This is a genomic window from Rhodoferax sp., from assembly GCF_028714215.1.
Taxonomy (GTDB): domain Bacteria; phylum Pseudomonadota; class Gammaproteobacteria; order Burkholderiales; family Burkholderiaceae_C; genus Rhodoferax.
In genome coordinates this window covers 15,815-30,009 of the sequence record NZ_JAQTMS010000024.1, presented here as the reverse complement: position 1 = coordinate 30,009, position 14,195 = coordinate 15,815, and the positions used below count along the sequence as shown (strand labels likewise).

14 protein-coding genes and 1 tRNA gene are annotated in these 14,195 nt (G+C 62.8%); 3 read left to right on the top strand and 12 right to left on the bottom strand.

Features of this window, described 5'->3' with window-relative positions; all coding sequences use genetic code 11:
• Window positions 1–6: 6 nt before the first annotated feature.
• The 3 genes from queF to yaaA are packed head-to-tail and all read right to left on the bottom strand — an operon-like array spanning window position 7 to window position 2,521.
• Entirely contained in the window at window positions 7–849 is an 843-nt protein-coding gene (gene queF, locus PHS32_RS12440; RefSeq protein WP_301079305.1) for an NADPH-dependent 7-cyano-7-deazaguanine reductase QueF, read from the bottom strand.
• Window positions 846–1,751, bottom strand: coding sequence for an alpha/beta fold hydrolase (locus PHS32_RS12435; protein WP_301079303.1), 906 nt, complete (start codon window positions 1,749–1,751; stop codon window positions 846–848). The genes queF and PHS32_RS12435 overlap by 4 nt, the downstream gene beginning before the upstream one ends.
• Window positions 1,748–2,521, bottom strand: a complete 774-nt coding sequence (yaaA, locus tag PHS32_RS12430) for a peroxide stress protein YaaA (protein ID WP_301079302.1) — start codon at window positions 2,519–2,521, stop codon at window positions 1,748–1,750. The genes PHS32_RS12435 and yaaA overlap by 4 nt, the downstream gene beginning before the upstream one ends.
• A gap of 51 nt (window positions 2,522–2,572) precedes the next feature.
• Here yaaA and PHS32_RS12425 point away from each other — a divergent pair, with 51 nt between their 5' ends.
• Entirely contained in the window at window positions 2,573–2,752 is a 180-nt protein-coding gene (locus PHS32_RS12425) for a hypothetical protein (RefSeq protein ID WP_301079301.1), read from the top strand.
• Here PHS32_RS12425 and PHS32_RS12420 read toward each other — a convergent pair.
• From PHS32_RS12420 to PHS32_RS12410, 3 genes are all read right to left on the bottom strand, one after another.
• The gene (locus PHS32_RS12420) at window positions 2,745–3,335 is read right to left on the bottom strand and encodes a DUF3501 family protein (protein WP_301079300.1); all 591 of its coding nucleotides are present in this window, start codon (window positions 3,333–3,335) and stop codon (window positions 2,745–2,747) included. The genes PHS32_RS12425 and PHS32_RS12420 overlap by 8 nt on opposite strands.
• A 124-nt stretch (window positions 3,336–3,459) precedes the next feature.
• Window positions 3,460–4,809 (bottom strand): heterodisulfide reductase-related iron-sulfur binding cluster, encoded by a 1,350-nt coding sequence (locus tag PHS32_RS12415; RefSeq protein WP_301079299.1) that lies wholly within the window; start codon window positions 4,807–4,809, stop codon window positions 3,460–3,462.
• A gap of 85 nt (window positions 4,810–4,894) precedes the next feature.
• Window positions 4,895–5,317, bottom strand: coding sequence for a rubrerythrin family protein (locus tag PHS32_RS12410; RefSeq protein WP_301079298.1), 423 nt, complete (start codon window positions 5,315–5,317; stop codon window positions 4,895–4,897).
• A 179-nt stretch (window positions 5,318–5,496) separates the two neighbouring features.
• Here PHS32_RS12410 and PHS32_RS12405 point away from each other — a divergent pair, with 179 nt between their 5' ends.
• Window positions 5,497–8,583, top strand: coding sequence for a valine--tRNA ligase (locus PHS32_RS12405; RefSeq protein WP_301079297.1), 3,087 nt, complete (start codon window positions 5,497–5,499; stop codon window positions 8,581–8,583).
• An 8-nt stretch (window positions 8,584–8,591) separates the two neighbouring features.
• Here PHS32_RS12405 and PHS32_RS12400 read toward each other — a convergent pair whose 3' ends face one another.
• From PHS32_RS12400 to cysM, 3 genes are read right to left on the bottom strand one after another with little or no spacing between them, the layout of a single operon-like run.
• Complete coding sequence (locus PHS32_RS12400) at window positions 8,592–8,819, bottom strand: sulfurtransferase TusA family protein (protein WP_301079296.1); 228 nt, start codon at window positions 8,817–8,819, stop codon at window positions 8,592–8,594.
• 42 nt (window positions 8,820–8,861) lie between these two features.
• Entirely contained in the window at window positions 8,862–9,392 is a 531-nt protein-coding gene (locus tag PHS32_RS12395; RefSeq protein WP_301079295.1) for an NUDIX hydrolase, read from the bottom strand.
• Between the two features lie 22 nt (window positions 9,393–9,414).
• Entirely contained in the window at window positions 9,415–10,317 is a 903-nt protein-coding gene (cysM, locus tag PHS32_RS12390; protein WP_301079294.1) for a cysteine synthase CysM, read from the bottom strand.
• A 40-nt stretch (window positions 10,318–10,357) separates the two neighbouring features.
• Here cysM and PHS32_RS12385 point away from each other — a divergent pair.
• A tRNA-Leu gene (locus PHS32_RS12385) sits at window positions 10,358–10,442 on the top strand.
• A gap of 57 nt (window positions 10,443–10,499) precedes the next feature.
• Here PHS32_RS12385 and PHS32_RS12380 read toward each other — a convergent pair.
• From PHS32_RS12380 to PHS32_RS12370, 3 genes are read right to left on the bottom strand one after another with little or no spacing between them, the layout of a single operon-like run.
• Window positions 10,500–11,396, bottom strand: coding sequence for a 3-keto-5-aminohexanoate cleavage protein (locus PHS32_RS12380; protein ID WP_301079293.1), 897 nt, complete (start codon window positions 11,394–11,396; stop codon window positions 10,500–10,502).
• On the bottom strand, window positions 11,393–13,357 hold the full coding sequence (locus PHS32_RS12375; RefSeq protein WP_301079292.1) for a biotin carboxylase N-terminal domain-containing protein: 1,965 nt from the start codon (window positions 13,355–13,357) through the stop codon (window positions 11,393–11,395). The genes PHS32_RS12380 and PHS32_RS12375 overlap by 4 nt, the downstream gene beginning before the upstream one ends.
• Window positions 13,354–14,190: an enoyl-CoA hydratase-related protein gene (locus tag PHS32_RS12370; RefSeq protein ID WP_301079291.1), complete on the bottom strand. Its 837-nt coding sequence runs from the start codon at window positions 14,188–14,190 to the stop codon at window positions 13,354–13,356. Before PHS32_RS12370 ends, PHS32_RS12375 begins: the two co-directional genes overlap by 4 nt.
• Window positions 14,191–14,195 lie beyond the last annotated feature (5 nt).

The following is a 14,195-nucleotide window of genomic DNA, read 5'->3' as shown; positions in this document are numbered from 1 at the left end:
TTTGCGCTATTGCCGCGCCGTGCGGATGTTGGGCGGTAGCGCCTGCGGGTAGCTGGTGCGAAACGGATTGATATCGAGTCCGCCGCGGCGCGTGTAGCGGGCGTAGACCGCCAGCTTGATCGGCTTGCAGCGGGTCCAGATGTCCATGAAGATGCGCTCCACGCACTGCTCATGAAATTCGTTGTGGTTGCGAAAACTCACCAGGTATTGCAGCAGACCCTCTTGTTCGATAGCCGCGCCGCTGTAGCTGATCTGCACGCTGCCCCAGTCCGGCTGGCCCGTCACCAGGCAATTGCTCTTGAGCAGGTTGCTGACCAGCACCTCGGTCACCGGCGCCTGGTCCGCGATCACCTTGAGCAGATCCGGTGCCGGCGTGTAGCGGTTGCACTCGACGTCGAGCCGGTCCAGGCTCAGGCCGTCGAGCTCGTGGATAGGCTCCCGGTCGAACCATTCGGGCAGCAGAATCTTGACCCCGATGGAGGCCGGACTGCTGCCGCGCCACAGGGCTTCGCTCAAGTCCGCGCGCAGCCGGTTTTTGACCGCCTCGACGTCGGCAAACTGCGTGTTGTTGAAGCTGTTGAGATAGAGCTTGAGGGACTTGCTCTCGATGATGTTGGGGCTTTCGCAGGGCACCGTGAAATGCGCCAGCGCGACCTGCGGCTTGCCGCGCAAACTGAGCCAGCTCAGCTCGAACGCGCTCCACATGTCGGCGCCCAGAAACGGCGGCGCCCCAAGGATGCCGATCTCGGCGCGTTTGCCGGCGCGCGCGATCGGGAACAGCAGCGAAGCATCGTACTGGTCGATGTAGGGGGCGGGCTTGCCCAGCGGGGAGTTTTCGGGCTGGTTCATGAACTGGTGCGGCTGTATTTCAAATGCGCCAACAGCGCGTCGAGTATCTGCGTTAGCGCGCCCGGCGGCAAGTCATGGCCCATGCCTTCGATGCCCACCAGTTTGGCGCCGGGGATGCGCCGCGCCGTGTCCTGGCCGTGGGCGAAGGGCACCAGGGGATCGGCTTTGCCGTGCAGTACCAGGGTTGGCGCGGCGATGCGCGACAACTGCGCGGCTCGGCCGCTGTCGGCCATGATGGCCAGCATTTGCCGCTGCGTGCCGACCGGGTCATAACCGCGCGCCACCCCTTGCAGGATGCGCTCGCGCAGTTCCGGCTCGGGCGTCGCGTGGGCCGGGCTGCCAATCACCTGGAACAGCCTGACGTAATGGTCCGCCAGCGCCTGCGGACTGTGGCTGGCCGGGCGCCTGAGCAGCGCCGCCATGACCTCGGGCCGGGCCTGCGGCAAGCCCTTGGCACCGCTGCTGCTCATGATGCTGGTCAGGCTCAGAACCCGGTCCGGCGCCGCCAGTGCGACCCGCTGCGCAATCATGCCGCCCATGCTGGCACCCACCACATGCGCTTGCCGGATGCCCAGGGCAGCCAGCACGCCCAGCGAATCGGCCGCCATGTCGCTCAGACTGTAGGGCGCACGCGGCGGCAAGCCGAGCTTGAATTTCAGGCCTTGCCAGAGCAGGTTGGGCTGGCCCAGCGGCGTCAGGTGCTGGCTCAAGCCGACGTCGCGGTTGTCATGCCGTATCACCCGGTAGCCGGCCATCACCAAGGCTTGCACCAGTGGCGCCGGCCAGGCGATCAGTTGCATGCCCAGGCCCATGATCAGCAGCACCGCCGGCCGCTCTTCCCCAATGGCGCCCGGACCGCTGTCCTCGACTTCGATGTCGATCCCGTTGGCTCTGATTTTCATGGTTGCTTGCGCCGGAAGACAAAGCGTTGCGGTCCCGATGCCGAGGCATCGAAAGCGTAGCCTTCAGCACTAAAGGCCTGCAACTGCTGCGGCGTCACGACGCGCTGTGTTGCCGCATAGCGCGCCATCAGGCCGCGTGCCCGCTTGGCGTTGAAACTGATGACTTTGTACTGGCCGCCCCGGTACTCCTGAAAGACGCATTCGATGACGGGCGCCTTGAGCGCCTTCAGGTCCACCGCCTTGAAGTATTCCTGCGATGCCAGGTTGACCAGCACCGGCGTGATATCGCGCCGCAGACGCTGGTTCAGGTAGGCCGCTATCTGTGCGCCCCAGAACTGGTAGAGGTTATGGCCTTGCGCGTTTGCCAGCGCGGTGCCCATCTCCAGCCGGTACGGCTGCATCCGGTCCAGCGGCCGCAGCACGCCGTACAAACCACTCAGGATGCAGACATGCTCTTGCAGCCAGCCGAGTTCTTCGGCGGGCAGACTTTTGGCGTCCAGCCCCTCATAGACGTCGCCATTGAAAGCCAGCACCGCCGGCTTGGCGTTTTTCGCAGTGACCCTGGGGCGCCAGGCCTGGTAACGCGCCACGTTGAGCAGCGCCAGCTTGTCGCTCAAGTCCATCAGTGCGGCAATCTGTTGCGGCGACTTTTCTCGCAGCAGGCCAATCAATTCGCTGGCTTGTTTGGCGAACAGCGGCTGGCTGTGCGGCAGCTCGGGCGCCTGCGTATCGAAGTCAAGGGATTTGGCGGGGGACAGCAAAAACAACACGGGGGCATTACTCGTTTAATAGGCTCGACAAGATGGAAAGGACTTCTATTGATGTTTACGACGCCAGCGCACGAGAATCAACGCCGCCTTGTCATTGCGGGCCTGACCCGCAATCCATGGATGCCGGATCAAGTCCGGCATGACTGCGTCTCTCTGGTGCGCGTCAAGACTTATGAAAACATCAATAGCAAAGTCGTCATTATCGTGACCGCCAGGCAGCCGGCTATTTGAGGTCGCCCGCCAGCGAGGCCATTGTCTCGGGCGCAATCTGGGTGTGCGCCGGGTAATTGCTGTGATCGCAGCCCAGCATGACGGCGGCGCCGGCCTTGACCGCGGCACACATGGGCGGCGTCAACTCGAAGCGCACGAAGTGCACGGCCGAGGTCTTTTCGTCGTTCTCGCGCTCCAGGTCTTCGTCGGCAATGGCATAGACGCGGCTGTGCCCCTCGACCTCGACGAACATGCGGTCCTCGACCCCGATCAAGCGGGCCAGTTCGCGCTGACGCTGGTTGACGTCGGGGTACTCCAGCAGCATGGTGGCCTTCCAGTTGGCGCCGTCCGGCACCAGCGGCGCATAGGCCTCGATTTCCTGCTGGATGCCCTCTTCCTCGAAGATCTTCTCGATGCGCAGCATCTCCTGGATCTGGTAGCGAACAGTGGTCTCGCTTTCAAACTGCACATTGATGTACTCGCCCAGGCGCACGCTGCGCAGCTTGCGCTGTGCCATGACGGCGGGCTTGTTGACTTTTCGCCACTTGGCGTAGGCCTCCAGCGTCATCAGGCTGTCGGGGGTGATAGGTCGGGTTATTTGCATTTCGTTTACTCCAGGAAATGTCATCCCGGACTCGATCCGGGATCCATGTCTCGCGCGCCAAGGTGCGCCGCCATGGATTGCGGGTGCTGAAACCCCGGACCTGATCCGGGGCCGCAATGACAGGTTAATTCAATCCATAAGCCTTGGCCACCAGGCTCAGCGGGTGCAGCAACTGGGGCGCGCCCAGGCCGTTGACCTCAAAACCCTGCGCAATGTGGCGGCCGCCCAGCGGGCAGTCGGAGCTGATGAAATCGGGCTTGGCGCCGTCCTTCATGCTGGCCATCGCCTTGAACACCGGCTTGCCGATTTTCATGGCCTGCTGGTGCGTCGCTTTCTTCACGCCGAAGGTGCCGGCATGGCCCGAGCAGCGCTCTATCGTGTTGAGGCTGGTGCCGGGAATCATCTTCAGCATCTCCTCGGTTTTCTTGCCGATGTTCTGCACCCGGCCGTGGCAGGGAATCTGGTAGCTCACATTGCCCAGGGGCACCGGGAACTCGGTCTTGAGCAGGCCGTCGCGCTTGCGCTGCATCAGGTACTCGAACGGGTCCCACATCGCCTCTTTGACCAGTTGCACGTCGGCCTCAATCGGGTACATCAAGGGCAGTTCCTGCTTGAACATCAGGGCGCAACTGGGCACCGCTGCCAGGATCGCGTAGCCCTCCCTGGCGTACCGGGCCAGCACCGGAATATTGACCTCCTTGCTGGCATTGACGGACTCCAGGTCACCGAGTTCGAGCTTGGGCATGCCGCAGCATTTTTCTTTTTCCACGATCACATAGGGAACCTCGTTGTGATCCAGAATCTTCAGCAAGTCCAGGCCTATGCCGGGCTCGTTGTAGTTGATGTAGCAAGTGGCAAAGATGGCGACCTTGCCGGGTGTTTTGGCACCCGGCGTCACCAACGTGGCCTTGGCCTGGGGCGTGCCGGAACGGAACTTCTTCGTCGCCAGCGACGGCAACCAGGCGTTCTTATCGACGCCGGCGACACTTTCCAGCACCTTGCGCGCCAGCTTGGTCTGATTCACCGCGTTGGCCACCTGGACCACGATAGGGATCCCCGCCAACTGGCCGTGTACATCGGTGGAAGCCAGGAATTTCTCGGCCGTCGAGACTTCGCCCTTCTTGAACCGGATCGCCTTGGCGCGCAGCATGGTGTGCGGAAAGTCCAGATTGAACTGGTGCGGTGGCACGTAAGGGCACTTGGTCATGTAGCACAGATCGCACAGATAACATTGATCGACCACGCGGGCGTAGTCTTTTTTGTCTACCCCCTCGACCTCGCCGCTCTTGCTCTCGTCCACCAGATCGAACAGCGTGGGGAACGAGCCGCACAGGCTGACGCAACGGCGGCAGCCATGGCAGATATCGAAGATGCGCTCCATTTCAAGAAGCGTGGCCTCTTCGTTGTAGTAGTCGGGAGCCTTCCAGTCTATCGGGTGGCGGGTGGGAGCTTGCAGATTGCCTTCGCGTGCCATGGTCTGGCCTTTTCAGAATGTGTTTTTGAGTGTTCTGCATTGGGCGCTGCTTGCAACGCCCAACACGGACTACTCGGTCACGCTATCAATCGGCCAATTCAGCCAAGGCCTTGGCATAGCGGTTGGCATGCGAGCGCTCGGCCTTGGCCAGCGTCTCGAACCAGTCCGCCACTTCGTCATGACCTTCGTCACGGGCGGTCTTGGCCATGCCGGGGTACATGTCGGTGTACTCATGGGTCTCGCCGGCCACTGCCGATTTGAGGTTGTCGCGGGTGCCGCCGAACGGCAAACCGGTGGCCGGGTCGCCGCAGGTCTCCAGCCATTCCAGATGGCCGTGCGCATGGCCGGTCTCACCTTCCGCGGTGGAGCGGAACAGCGCCGCCACGTCCGGTTGACCTTCGACGTCGGCCTTGTTCGCGAAATACAGATAACGGCGATTCGCCTGCGACTCGCCCGCGAAGGCGGCTTTCAGGTTGTCTTCCGTCTTCGAGCCTTTGAGTGCTGCCATGGAAATCTCCTAGAGGTTAAAGAAAAAATAATACGCTCGCCTTGATCCTCATGATGTGATCATGATCAAAGACGGGTAGAGCTTAGCCGGGAAGGCGAGCTCGGTCTAATTGACTGCATCAATGCCTTGAATTGCTTTTGCCTATGAAAATCTTATTCCCGAATAAAATCAAAGGCAACATGAACGAAGCACAACAACAACCGGGCCTCAACAGCCTTTCCAAATCTTTCGAACCCGCCGCCATCGAGGCCCAATGGGGACCCGAATGGGAGCGCCGCGGCTACGCGCAGGCCGGCTATCGCGGCACAGGCCAGCCCAAATCGGGCGCGCCGTCTTTTTCCATCCAGTTACCGCCGCCCAACGTCACCGGCACCCTGCACATGGGGCACGCCTTCAACCAGACCATCATGGACTCGCTGACGCGCCACCACCGCATGCGCGGCGCCAACACGGTCTGGATCCCCGGCACCGACCACGCCGGCATTGCCACGCAAATCGTCGTCGAACGCCAGTTGCAGGAACAAAAAATCAGCCGCCACGACCTGGGCCGCAAGAACTTCGTGGCCAAGGTGTGGGAATGGAAAGAGCAGTCCGGCAACACCATCACGACCCAGATGCGCCGCATGGGCGACAGCGTCGACTGGAGCCGCGAATACTTCACCATGGACGAAGATCTGTCCAAAACGGTGACCGAGACTTTTGTCCAGCTCTATGAACAAGGCCTGATCTACCGTGGCAAACGCTTGGTCAACTGGGACCCGGTGCTGCAAAGCGCGGTCAGCGACCTGGAAGTGGAAAGCGAAGAAGAGGACGGCTTTCTGTGGCACATCCGCTATCCGTTTGCCGACGGTCCGCAATTGGTGAACGGTGAAATGGCGGCCGGCCTGGTGGTGGCCACGACGCGCCCGGAAACCATGCTGGGCGACGTGGCGGCGATGGTGCACCCGGAAGACGAGCGCTACCGGCACCTGATCGGCAAGCAGGTCACCCTGCCCCTGTGCAACCGCGCCATCCCCATCATTGCCGACGACTACGTCGACCAGGCCTTCGGCACCGGTGTGGTGAAGGTGACGCCGGCGCATGACCAGAATGACTATGCCGTCGGCCAGCGCCACAAGCTGCCCTTGATCGGCGTGTTGACGCTGGACGCCAAAATCAACGACCAGGCACCCGCAGCCTATCTGGGGCTGGACCGCTTTGTGGCGCGCAAGAAAGTGGTGGCCGATCTCGAAGCGCTGGGCTTGCTGGTGGAGATCAAGAAACACAAGCTGATGGTGCCGCGCTGCGCGCGCACTGGCCAGGTGATAGAGCCGATGCTGACCGACCAGTGGTTCGTCGCCATGAACAAGGCCCCCACGCTCGGCACTGGCGTGTCCTCGCTGCCCCCCGAGGGGGCTAATTTTCCTAGGGGCGGCCCGTCGGAAAATTGTCCAGCCTTCGATGGCAGATCCATTGCGCAAAAAGCCATTGACGCGGTCCAATCCGGCGCGGTGAAGTTCGTGCCCGAGAACTGGGTCAATACCTACAACCAGTGGATGAACAACATCCAGGACTGGTGCATCAGCCGCCAGCTCTGGTGGGGCCATCAGATTCCGGCCTGGTACGACGAAAACGGCCAGGTCTACGTGGCGCGGAACGAAGCCGAAGCGCAGGCCCAGGCTCCAGGCAAGACGCTCAAGCGCGACGAAGACGTGCTGGACACCTGGTACTCCTCCGCGCTAGTTCCCTTCAGCACCATGGGCTGGCCCGAAAGCAACAACGCAGCGCTGGGGCAAGGCGGGCTCGGACGCGACGATTTGGCGAGCGCAGCGAGTATGAGTGCGAACGAGTCCGCCTTGTCTCAGCGCGGGGCAACAGCGGGCAAGCTGAGCGACTACAACCTCTACCTACCCAGCAGCGTGCTGGTCACCGGCTACGACATCATCTTCTTCTGGGTCGCCCGGATGATCATGATGACCACGCACTTCACCGGCCAGGTGCCATTCAAGCACGTCTACATCCATGGTCTGGTGCGCGATGCGCAAGGCCACAAGATGAGCAAGTCCGAGGGCAATGTGCTGGACCCGGTGGATCTGATCGACGGCATTGCGTTGCCTGAATTGCTGGTGAAGCGCTCCGAAGGTCTGCGCAAACCCGAGACCGCGCCGCAGGTGCGCAAGAACACCGAGAAAGAATTCCCGGCCGGCATTCCGGCCTTTGGCGCCGACGCGCTGAGGTTCACCTTCGCCTCTTTGGCGTCACTGGGCCGCAACATCAACTTCGATACCAAACGCTGCGAGGGTTATCGCAATTTCTGCAACAAGCTGTGGAACGCCAGCCGCTTTGTGCTGATGAACTGCGAAGGCCAGGATTGCGGCTTGAACGAGCACACCCAGGAAGAATGCGCCGTCGGCGGCAGCGCCCATGGCTACCTGGACTTCAGCGCGGCAGACCGCTGGATCGTCTCGCTGTTGCAGCGCGTCGAAGCCGATATCAGCCAGGGCTTTGAAGAATACCGTCTCGACAACGTCGCCAACACAATCTACGACTTCATCTGGAACGAGTTCTGCGACTGGTACCTGGAAATCGCCAAGGTGCAGATTCAGCAAGGCAACGAGGCGCAAAAACGCGCCACCCGCCGCACGCTGATTCGCACGCTGGAAACCATACTGCGGCTGGCGCACCCGGTGATTCCCTTCGTCACCGAGGAGTTGTGGCAAAAAGTGGCGCCGGTGGCCGGTCGTGGCGGCGCGTCGGTGTCGATTGCGGCCTACCCTCAGACGCAGCCCGAGCGGATCGACGAAGCGGCCATAGCCCAGGTCGTAAAACTCAAAGCGCTGGTGGATGCCTGCCGCAATCTGCGCGGCGAGATGAGCGTCTCGCCGGCGACCCGGCTACCGCTGTTCGTGATGGCCGGCCAGGCGGCTGAAGCCGACTTTTTGAACCAATCGGCGCCGGTCTTGCAGGCGCTGGCCAAGCTCAATGAAGTACGTGTCTTTGACGACGAGGCGGCCTGGTCCGCCGCGGCGCAGGCAGCGCCGGTGGCGGTTGTGGGCGGTGCCCGCATCTGCCTGCACATGGAAATCGACGTAGCCGCCGAAAAACTTCGCCTGGGCAAGGAGGCCAGCCGTCTGGAAGGCGAAATTGCCCGAGCCGGCGGCAAATTGAGCAATCAGGCTTTTGTGGCCAAAGCGCCTGCCGCCGTGATCGAGCAGGAGCGCAAGCGGGTGGCCGATTTTGAGGCGACGCTGGCCAAGCTCAGGGAGCAGTTGAAACGCCTGGGCTGAAGCGTTTTCTAGCGCCGCCGCAGGACGTGAAAAAACTCCTTGCCGACGGTCTTCTGCTCCAGCAATTCGTTGCCGGTCTGCTTGGCAAAGGCCTGGAAGTCACGCACCGAACCGGCATCGGTGGCGACCACCTGCAGGGTTTGTCCGCTTTGCATGTCGGCCAGCGCCTTCTTGGCTTTCAGAATGGGCAGCGGGCAGTTCAGGCCACGGGCGTCGAGTTCTCGGTCGATTTGCATCAAATTTTCCTTGGAATGAGCTGAATTCTAGGGCCCCGGCGCTCAGGCCCGCCTGGGAAATTCCATGAACTGCGGCTGATGGCCGCGCGAGCGCAACCAGTCGGCCAGTGCATGGCCGGTGCCGGCCGGCCAGCATCTCACTTCGTCCAGGGCAAACAGCCGGTGATCCACCAGTTCGGGCGAAAGCCTGACCTCCCCCTGGCAGAGCGCGTGATAGGCAATGATGACCTGGTTCATGCGCTGGAAATCATAGACACCGATCAAATTCAGCTCGCTGGTGTCAAGGCTGGTTTCCTCCTTGATTTCACGCGCCATGCCGCCTTGCGGCGTTTCGCCGGCCTCCATGAAACCGGTGATCAGGGCAAACATCTTGCCCGGCCAGGCCGCGTTCTGGGCCAGCAGAACCTTGCCCTGGTACTCGATCACGGCCGCCAGCACCGGCGTTGGATTGTTCCAGTGGGTGTAACCGCAGGCCGCGCAGCGCAGACGTTCTTTTTCGCCGCCGTCCTCGAATTGCGTGATGGGGGCCAGCGGCGTGGCGCATTGCGGGCAGAAGCGGAACGGCTGAGTCATTGAAAAACCTTGTCGCTGTGCATCAGGCCGGAAAAACGCCGGTCGAGAGATAACGGTCGCCGCGGTCGCAGACCACGAACACGATGGTGGCGTTGCTCTCGCGCTGGGCAATCTCCTGCGCCACCCAGCAGGCGCCGGCGGCCGAGATGCCGGCAAAAATGCCTTCCTCCCGCGCCAGACGCCGGCACATGTCTTCGGCCGTCTCCTGACTGACGTACATCAACTCGTCGACATGGGACGGATCGTAGATTTTCGGCAGGTATTCCTGCGGCCATTTGCGAATGCCGGGGATGCGCGAGCCCTCCAGCGGCTGCACGCCAACCACCTGGATCGCCGGATTCTTCTGTTTCAGAAACTGGGAGACCCCGGTGATAGTGCCGGTGGTGCCCATGGCGCTGACAAAATGCGTGACCTTCCCCTTGGTATCGGCCCAGATTTCCGGTCCGGTGGTCTCGAAGTGAATGCGCGGGTTGTCGGCATTGGCAAACTGGTCCAGCACCAGCCCCTTGCCGTCGCGCTGCATCTGCTCGGCCAGATCGCGTGCGTACTCGATGCCGCCGCTCTTGGGTGTCAGGATCAGTTCGGCACCGAACGCCTTCATGGTCTGGGCGCGCTCGATCGAGAGGTCTTCGGGCATGATCAAAATCATGCGGTAGCCCTTGATGGCGGCGGCCATCGCCAGCGCAATGCCGGTGTTGCCGGAGGTGGCTTCGATCAAGGTGTCGCCGGGTTTGATTTCGCCCCGTTCCTGGGCCCGCCGGATCATCGACAAAGCGGGCCGGTCTTTCACCGAGCCGGCCGGGTTATTGCCTTCGAGCTTGCCCAGAATCACGTTGCCACGCTTGTCGTTTTCCTCAGCACCGATACGCTGCAAGCGCACCAGGGGGGTTTTTCCGATGGAATCTTCAATCGTTGGATATTTCATACCCCACACTGTGCCATAATTCGCGCCTCATCTCCTTCCTGCCTCGGTGGTGGAATTGGTAGACGCGCTGGACTCAAAATCCAGTACCGAAAGGTGTGCCGGTTCGATTCCGGCCCGAGGCACCAGATCAAAACCCGCACGCGCTCCCGCGTCGCGGGTTTTTTCTTGCCTTGGCGTGCGACCTACCCTGGGCTTGCCGCTGCACTGGCACGCAATCCCAGCAACACCCGCGCCTCGGCCGGACTGGCCACCACGCGCCCTGCCCTGCGGGCGCATTCGGCCAGGGCCGCGATCAGCTCGCCATTGCCTTTCGCCTTGTCGCCGTTGGGCAGATAGAAAGTGTCTTCCAGACCGCTGCGCAGCATGCCGCCCAGCTCAGCAGTCTTCTGGTGCACCGGCCAGATCTCAGCCCGGCCGATCAAGGTGCTTTGCCAGACACTGTCGGCGGCCATCCAGCGCGGAATCAGCGCCAGCAAATCAGCATCGCAGGGCATACCGGAGGCCACCCCCATCACCAGGTTGTATTCGGCCCGCCCCAGCTCTGCCTTTAGCATGCCGGCCTTCAAATACATGCCGACCGAACGCACGATGCCGACGTCGAAACACTCGAACTCGGGGTGCACCTGGCACTCCTGCATCACATCGAGAAACTGCTGCACTTTGGCGACCGGGTTGTCGAACACCATGGGCGGCCAGGCCCATTGGCCGTCGTCCTTGATCTTGAGGTAATTCAGACTGCCGGCATTGCAGGCCGCGATCTCGGGTTTGACGCGCCGGATGCAGGCCAGCGGGCCGGCGATGTCCTGGCCCACCACGCCAGTGGTCAGGTTGATGATGACGCCGGGGCAGGCCGCGCGAATGGCATCGACAACCAATTCGGCAACCTCCGGGTCCCAGCTCGGCAGATGGCCCATGCCCTCCTCCTGCCGGCGCAGATGCACATGCATGATGGAGGCACCGGCGTTGAACGCGTCACGCGCCTCTGCGGCCATCTGGGCCGGCGTGACTGGCACCGGATGCTGCCTGGGGTTGGTCAGGACGCCGGTCAGGGCGCAGGTCAGAATCGCTTTGTCCATCATGCTTCCTTCATTTTTTCGAGTTCAATTTCGACCAGCAGGGCACCTGATTCGACCTGTTCGCCGAGCTTCACGTGCAAGGCGGCGACGGTACCCGAGGCTTGCGCCGTGAGCCACATTTCCATCTTCATCGCCTCCACACACAACAAGGCCTGCCCCTCTTTGACGCTGTCGCCAGCCGCCACCTGGATTTGCGTGACCTTGCCGGCCACCGGTGAACGGGCCTGCGTCGCATCCAGCGCCGCGTCCTTGCCGGGAAAGGGCGAAATCTCGCTAAAGACAAAGGAGGCGCCATCCACCGCCAGGTGCAGTTGCTGTTGATGCAGCACCGCAATGGCGCGGCGCGTCACGCCGTCGATCTCGAAGCGCAACTCGCCGTCCTCGAAGTCGAGGATCTTCACCGCATGCAGTTGCCCAGCCAGCGTCACCTTGACCTGACCCAAGCGATCCGGGTGCACCCGCAGTGTTTGCGCGACGTCCTCGCATTGCAGGGGCAGGTCGAACGCGGCCACGCTGTCGGCGCGCCAGTTGGCGCCGTTCTGCATGGCGAATACGGCCGCCGCCAGACACCAGGTTTGCTCGTCTGGCACGGGGCGTTGCAGCAGCGCTTCGCCACGCTCCTGCCATTGGTCTATCGTATCGGTGGTCATGGTTGAGCCGCGAAACGCCGGATGATTCACCAGGTCGGCCAGGAAGCGGCCGTTGTTGCGCAGTCCCAGCAGGGGCGCGTTTTGCAGGGCGGCGCGCAGGCGCCGGATCGCATCGTCCCGGTCCCGCCCGTGGACGATCAGCTTGGCCACCAGTCCGTCGTAGAAAGGCGAAATCTCGTTGCCCTCTTCAATGCCGTCGTCGATGCGCACGCCGCCCAGCAGCGCTTGCTGGGGACGCCACCAACGCACGCTGCCGGTCTGCGGCGCAAAATGGGCATAAGGGTCTTCCACATAGAGGCGCGCCTCGATCGCGTGACCGCTCAGTTGGATGTCGGCTTGCCGGACCGGCAGCGGCTGTCCGGCGGCGACCCGCAGTTGCCACTCGACCAGATCAAAACCGGTCACCATTTCGGTCACCGGGTGCTCCACCTGCAAGCGCGTGTTCATCTCCAGAAAATAGTGTTTCAGATCGGCGTCCAGCATGAACTCGACCGTGCCGGCACCCCGGTAACCCACCGCCAGCGCGGCCGCGACGGCGTCCTTGCCCATGGCCTCGCGCAGGCTGGCATGGACCACCGGCGAGGGCGCTTCTTCAATCACTTTCTGCCGCCGGCGCTGCGCCGTGCAGTCGCGCTCGCCCAAGTGGACGGCGTTGCCATGGGCATCGGCAAAGATCTGGACCTCGATGTGCCTACCGTTGACGATCAAGCGCTCCAGCATCAAAGTGCCGTCGCCAAAAGCGCTTTGCGCTTCACGCCGCGCGCCGGCAATCGCCTGCGCCATCTCGTCCGCTGTGTGCACCAGCCGCATGCCGCGACCACCGCCACCCGCCACTGCCTTCACCAGCAACGGGAAGCCCAGTTTTAATGCCTCTTCGGTCAAGCTGGCGTCGTCCTGCTCCTCGCCCAGATAGCCCGGTGCGCAGGGCACGCCGGCGGCCAGCATGCGGCGCTTGGCCAAGGCCTTGTCGCCCATGGCTTGCATGGCCGCCGGCGGCGGGCCAATGAAAATCAGTCCGGCGTCCAGACAAGCTTGGGCAAAGCCCGAGTTTTCACTGAGGAATCCGTAGCCCGGGTGAACGGCATCAGCGCCAGTCTTGCGGGCCGCTTCAAGCAAAGCCTCGACGCGCAGGTAGGAATCGACTGCGGCAGAGGCTCCGATATGCACCGCCTCGTCGGCCAGCCGCACATGCGGCGCAGCCCGATCGGCATCGCTGTAAACGGCCACGGTTCGATAACCCAGCTGGCGCGCCGTTCGAATGACCCGACAGGCGATCTCTCCCCGGTTAGCAATCAATATCTTTGTGAATGTCATGGCTGGGCCCATTTTGGTTTGCGCTTTTGAAGAAAAGCTGTCGTTCCTTCGAGGCCCTCGGCGCCTTGCGCGGCGCGGGAAAAAACCAGTGCCGCCTGCGGCACCAGCTCGACCGCCGGTGTCAGTCGCGCCTGGGCCAGCAACGCCTTGGTGGCAGCGACGGCGCCGGGAGCGCAGGCCAGAATGTCAGCCAGCACGGCGGTCAGCGCGGCATCAAGTTGGTCGGGCGCATGCACGGCATGCACCAGGCCGATGGCCAAGGCCTGGGCCGCCGTGACACGACCTCCGGTGACGGCCAGCCGCTTGGCCTGCGAATAGCCCAGGCGCTCCAGTAAAAATGGGGTGATCTGGGCCGGCACCAGGCCCAAGGCAGTCTCCGGCAGGCGAAACAGCGCCGATTCAGAGGCCAGCGCCACATCGGCCACGCAGGCCAGGCCGAAGCCCCCTCCCATCACTGTGCCCTCCAGCACGGCGACCAGGGCCAGCGGCGTATGGGCATAGGCCAGGGCCAGCTCACCGAACTGCATATTGGCCTGTGCCACAGCGTCCAAGGCCAGTCCCGCTTCGCTTGAGTGCGGCTGGCCCTGCACAGCCTGCATGCGCGCCGCCGCCATATCCTTCAAATCGGCGCCGGCGCAAAAGTGTCCCCCGGCACCACGCAACACCAGTACCCGAACCTCGCCTTCCGTTTCGGCAGTTGCCAGCACCGAGCGCAACTCGGCCACCATGCGCAGCGACATGGCATTGCGCGATGCAGGCCGGTTGAGCGTGACGTGAAGGACCGGCCCGGCGCACTCTATCGCCAGCGTTTCATAACTGCCCAAGGCCGCCATACCGG

Excerpts from the sequence above, each read along its gene's own strand:
- PHS32_RS12410 (WP_301079298.1), bottom strand. The coding sequence starts at position 5,317 with ATGGCAGCACTCAAAGGCTCGAAGACGGAAGACAACCTGAAAGCCGCC.
- PHS32_RS12405 (WP_301079297.1), top strand. The coding sequence starts at position 5,497 with ATGAACGAAGCACAACAACAACCGGGCCTCAACAGCCTTTCCAAATCT.
- queF (WP_301079305.1), bottom strand. The coding sequence starts at position 849 with ATGAACCAGCCCGAAAACTCCCCGCTGGGCAAGCCCGCCCCCTACATC.
- PHS32_RS12415 (WP_301079299.1), bottom strand. The coding sequence starts at position 4,809 with ATGGCACGCGAAGGCAATCTGCAAGCTCCCACCCGCCACCCGATAGAC.
- cysM (WP_301079294.1), bottom strand. The coding sequence starts at position 10,317 with ATGAAATATCCAACGATTGAAGATTCCATCGGAAAAACCCCCCTGGTG.
- PHS32_RS12370 (WP_301079291.1), bottom strand. The coding sequence starts at position 14,190 with ATGGCGGCCTTGGGCAGTTATGAAACGCTGGCGATAGAGTGCGCCGGG.
- PHS32_RS12375 (WP_301079292.1), bottom strand. The coding sequence starts at position 13,357 with ATGACATTCACAAAGATATTGATTGCTAACCGGGGAGAGATCGCCTGT.
- PHS32_RS12395 (WP_301079295.1), bottom strand. The coding sequence starts at position 9,392 with ATGACTCAGCCGTTCCGCTTCTGCCCGCAATGCGCCACGCCGCTGGCC.
- PHS32_RS12400 (WP_301079296.1), bottom strand. The coding sequence starts at position 8,819 with ATGCAAATCGACCGAGAACTCGACGCCCGTGGCCTGAACTGCCCGCTG.
- PHS32_RS12420 (WP_301079300.1), bottom strand. The coding sequence starts at position 3,335 with ATGCAAATAACCCGACCTATCACCCCCGACAGCCTGATGACGCTGGAG.
- PHS32_RS12380 (WP_301079293.1), bottom strand. The coding sequence starts at position 11,396 with ATGATGGACAAAGCGATTCTGACCTGCGCCCTGACCGGCGTCCTGACC.
- PHS32_RS12425 (WP_301079301.1), top strand. The coding sequence starts at position 2,573 with ATGTTTACGACGCCAGCGCACGAGAATCAACGCCGCCTTGTCATTGCG.
- PHS32_RS12435 (WP_301079303.1), bottom strand. The coding sequence starts at position 1,751 with ATGAAAATCAGAGCCAACGGGATCGACATCGAAGTCGAGGACAGCGGT.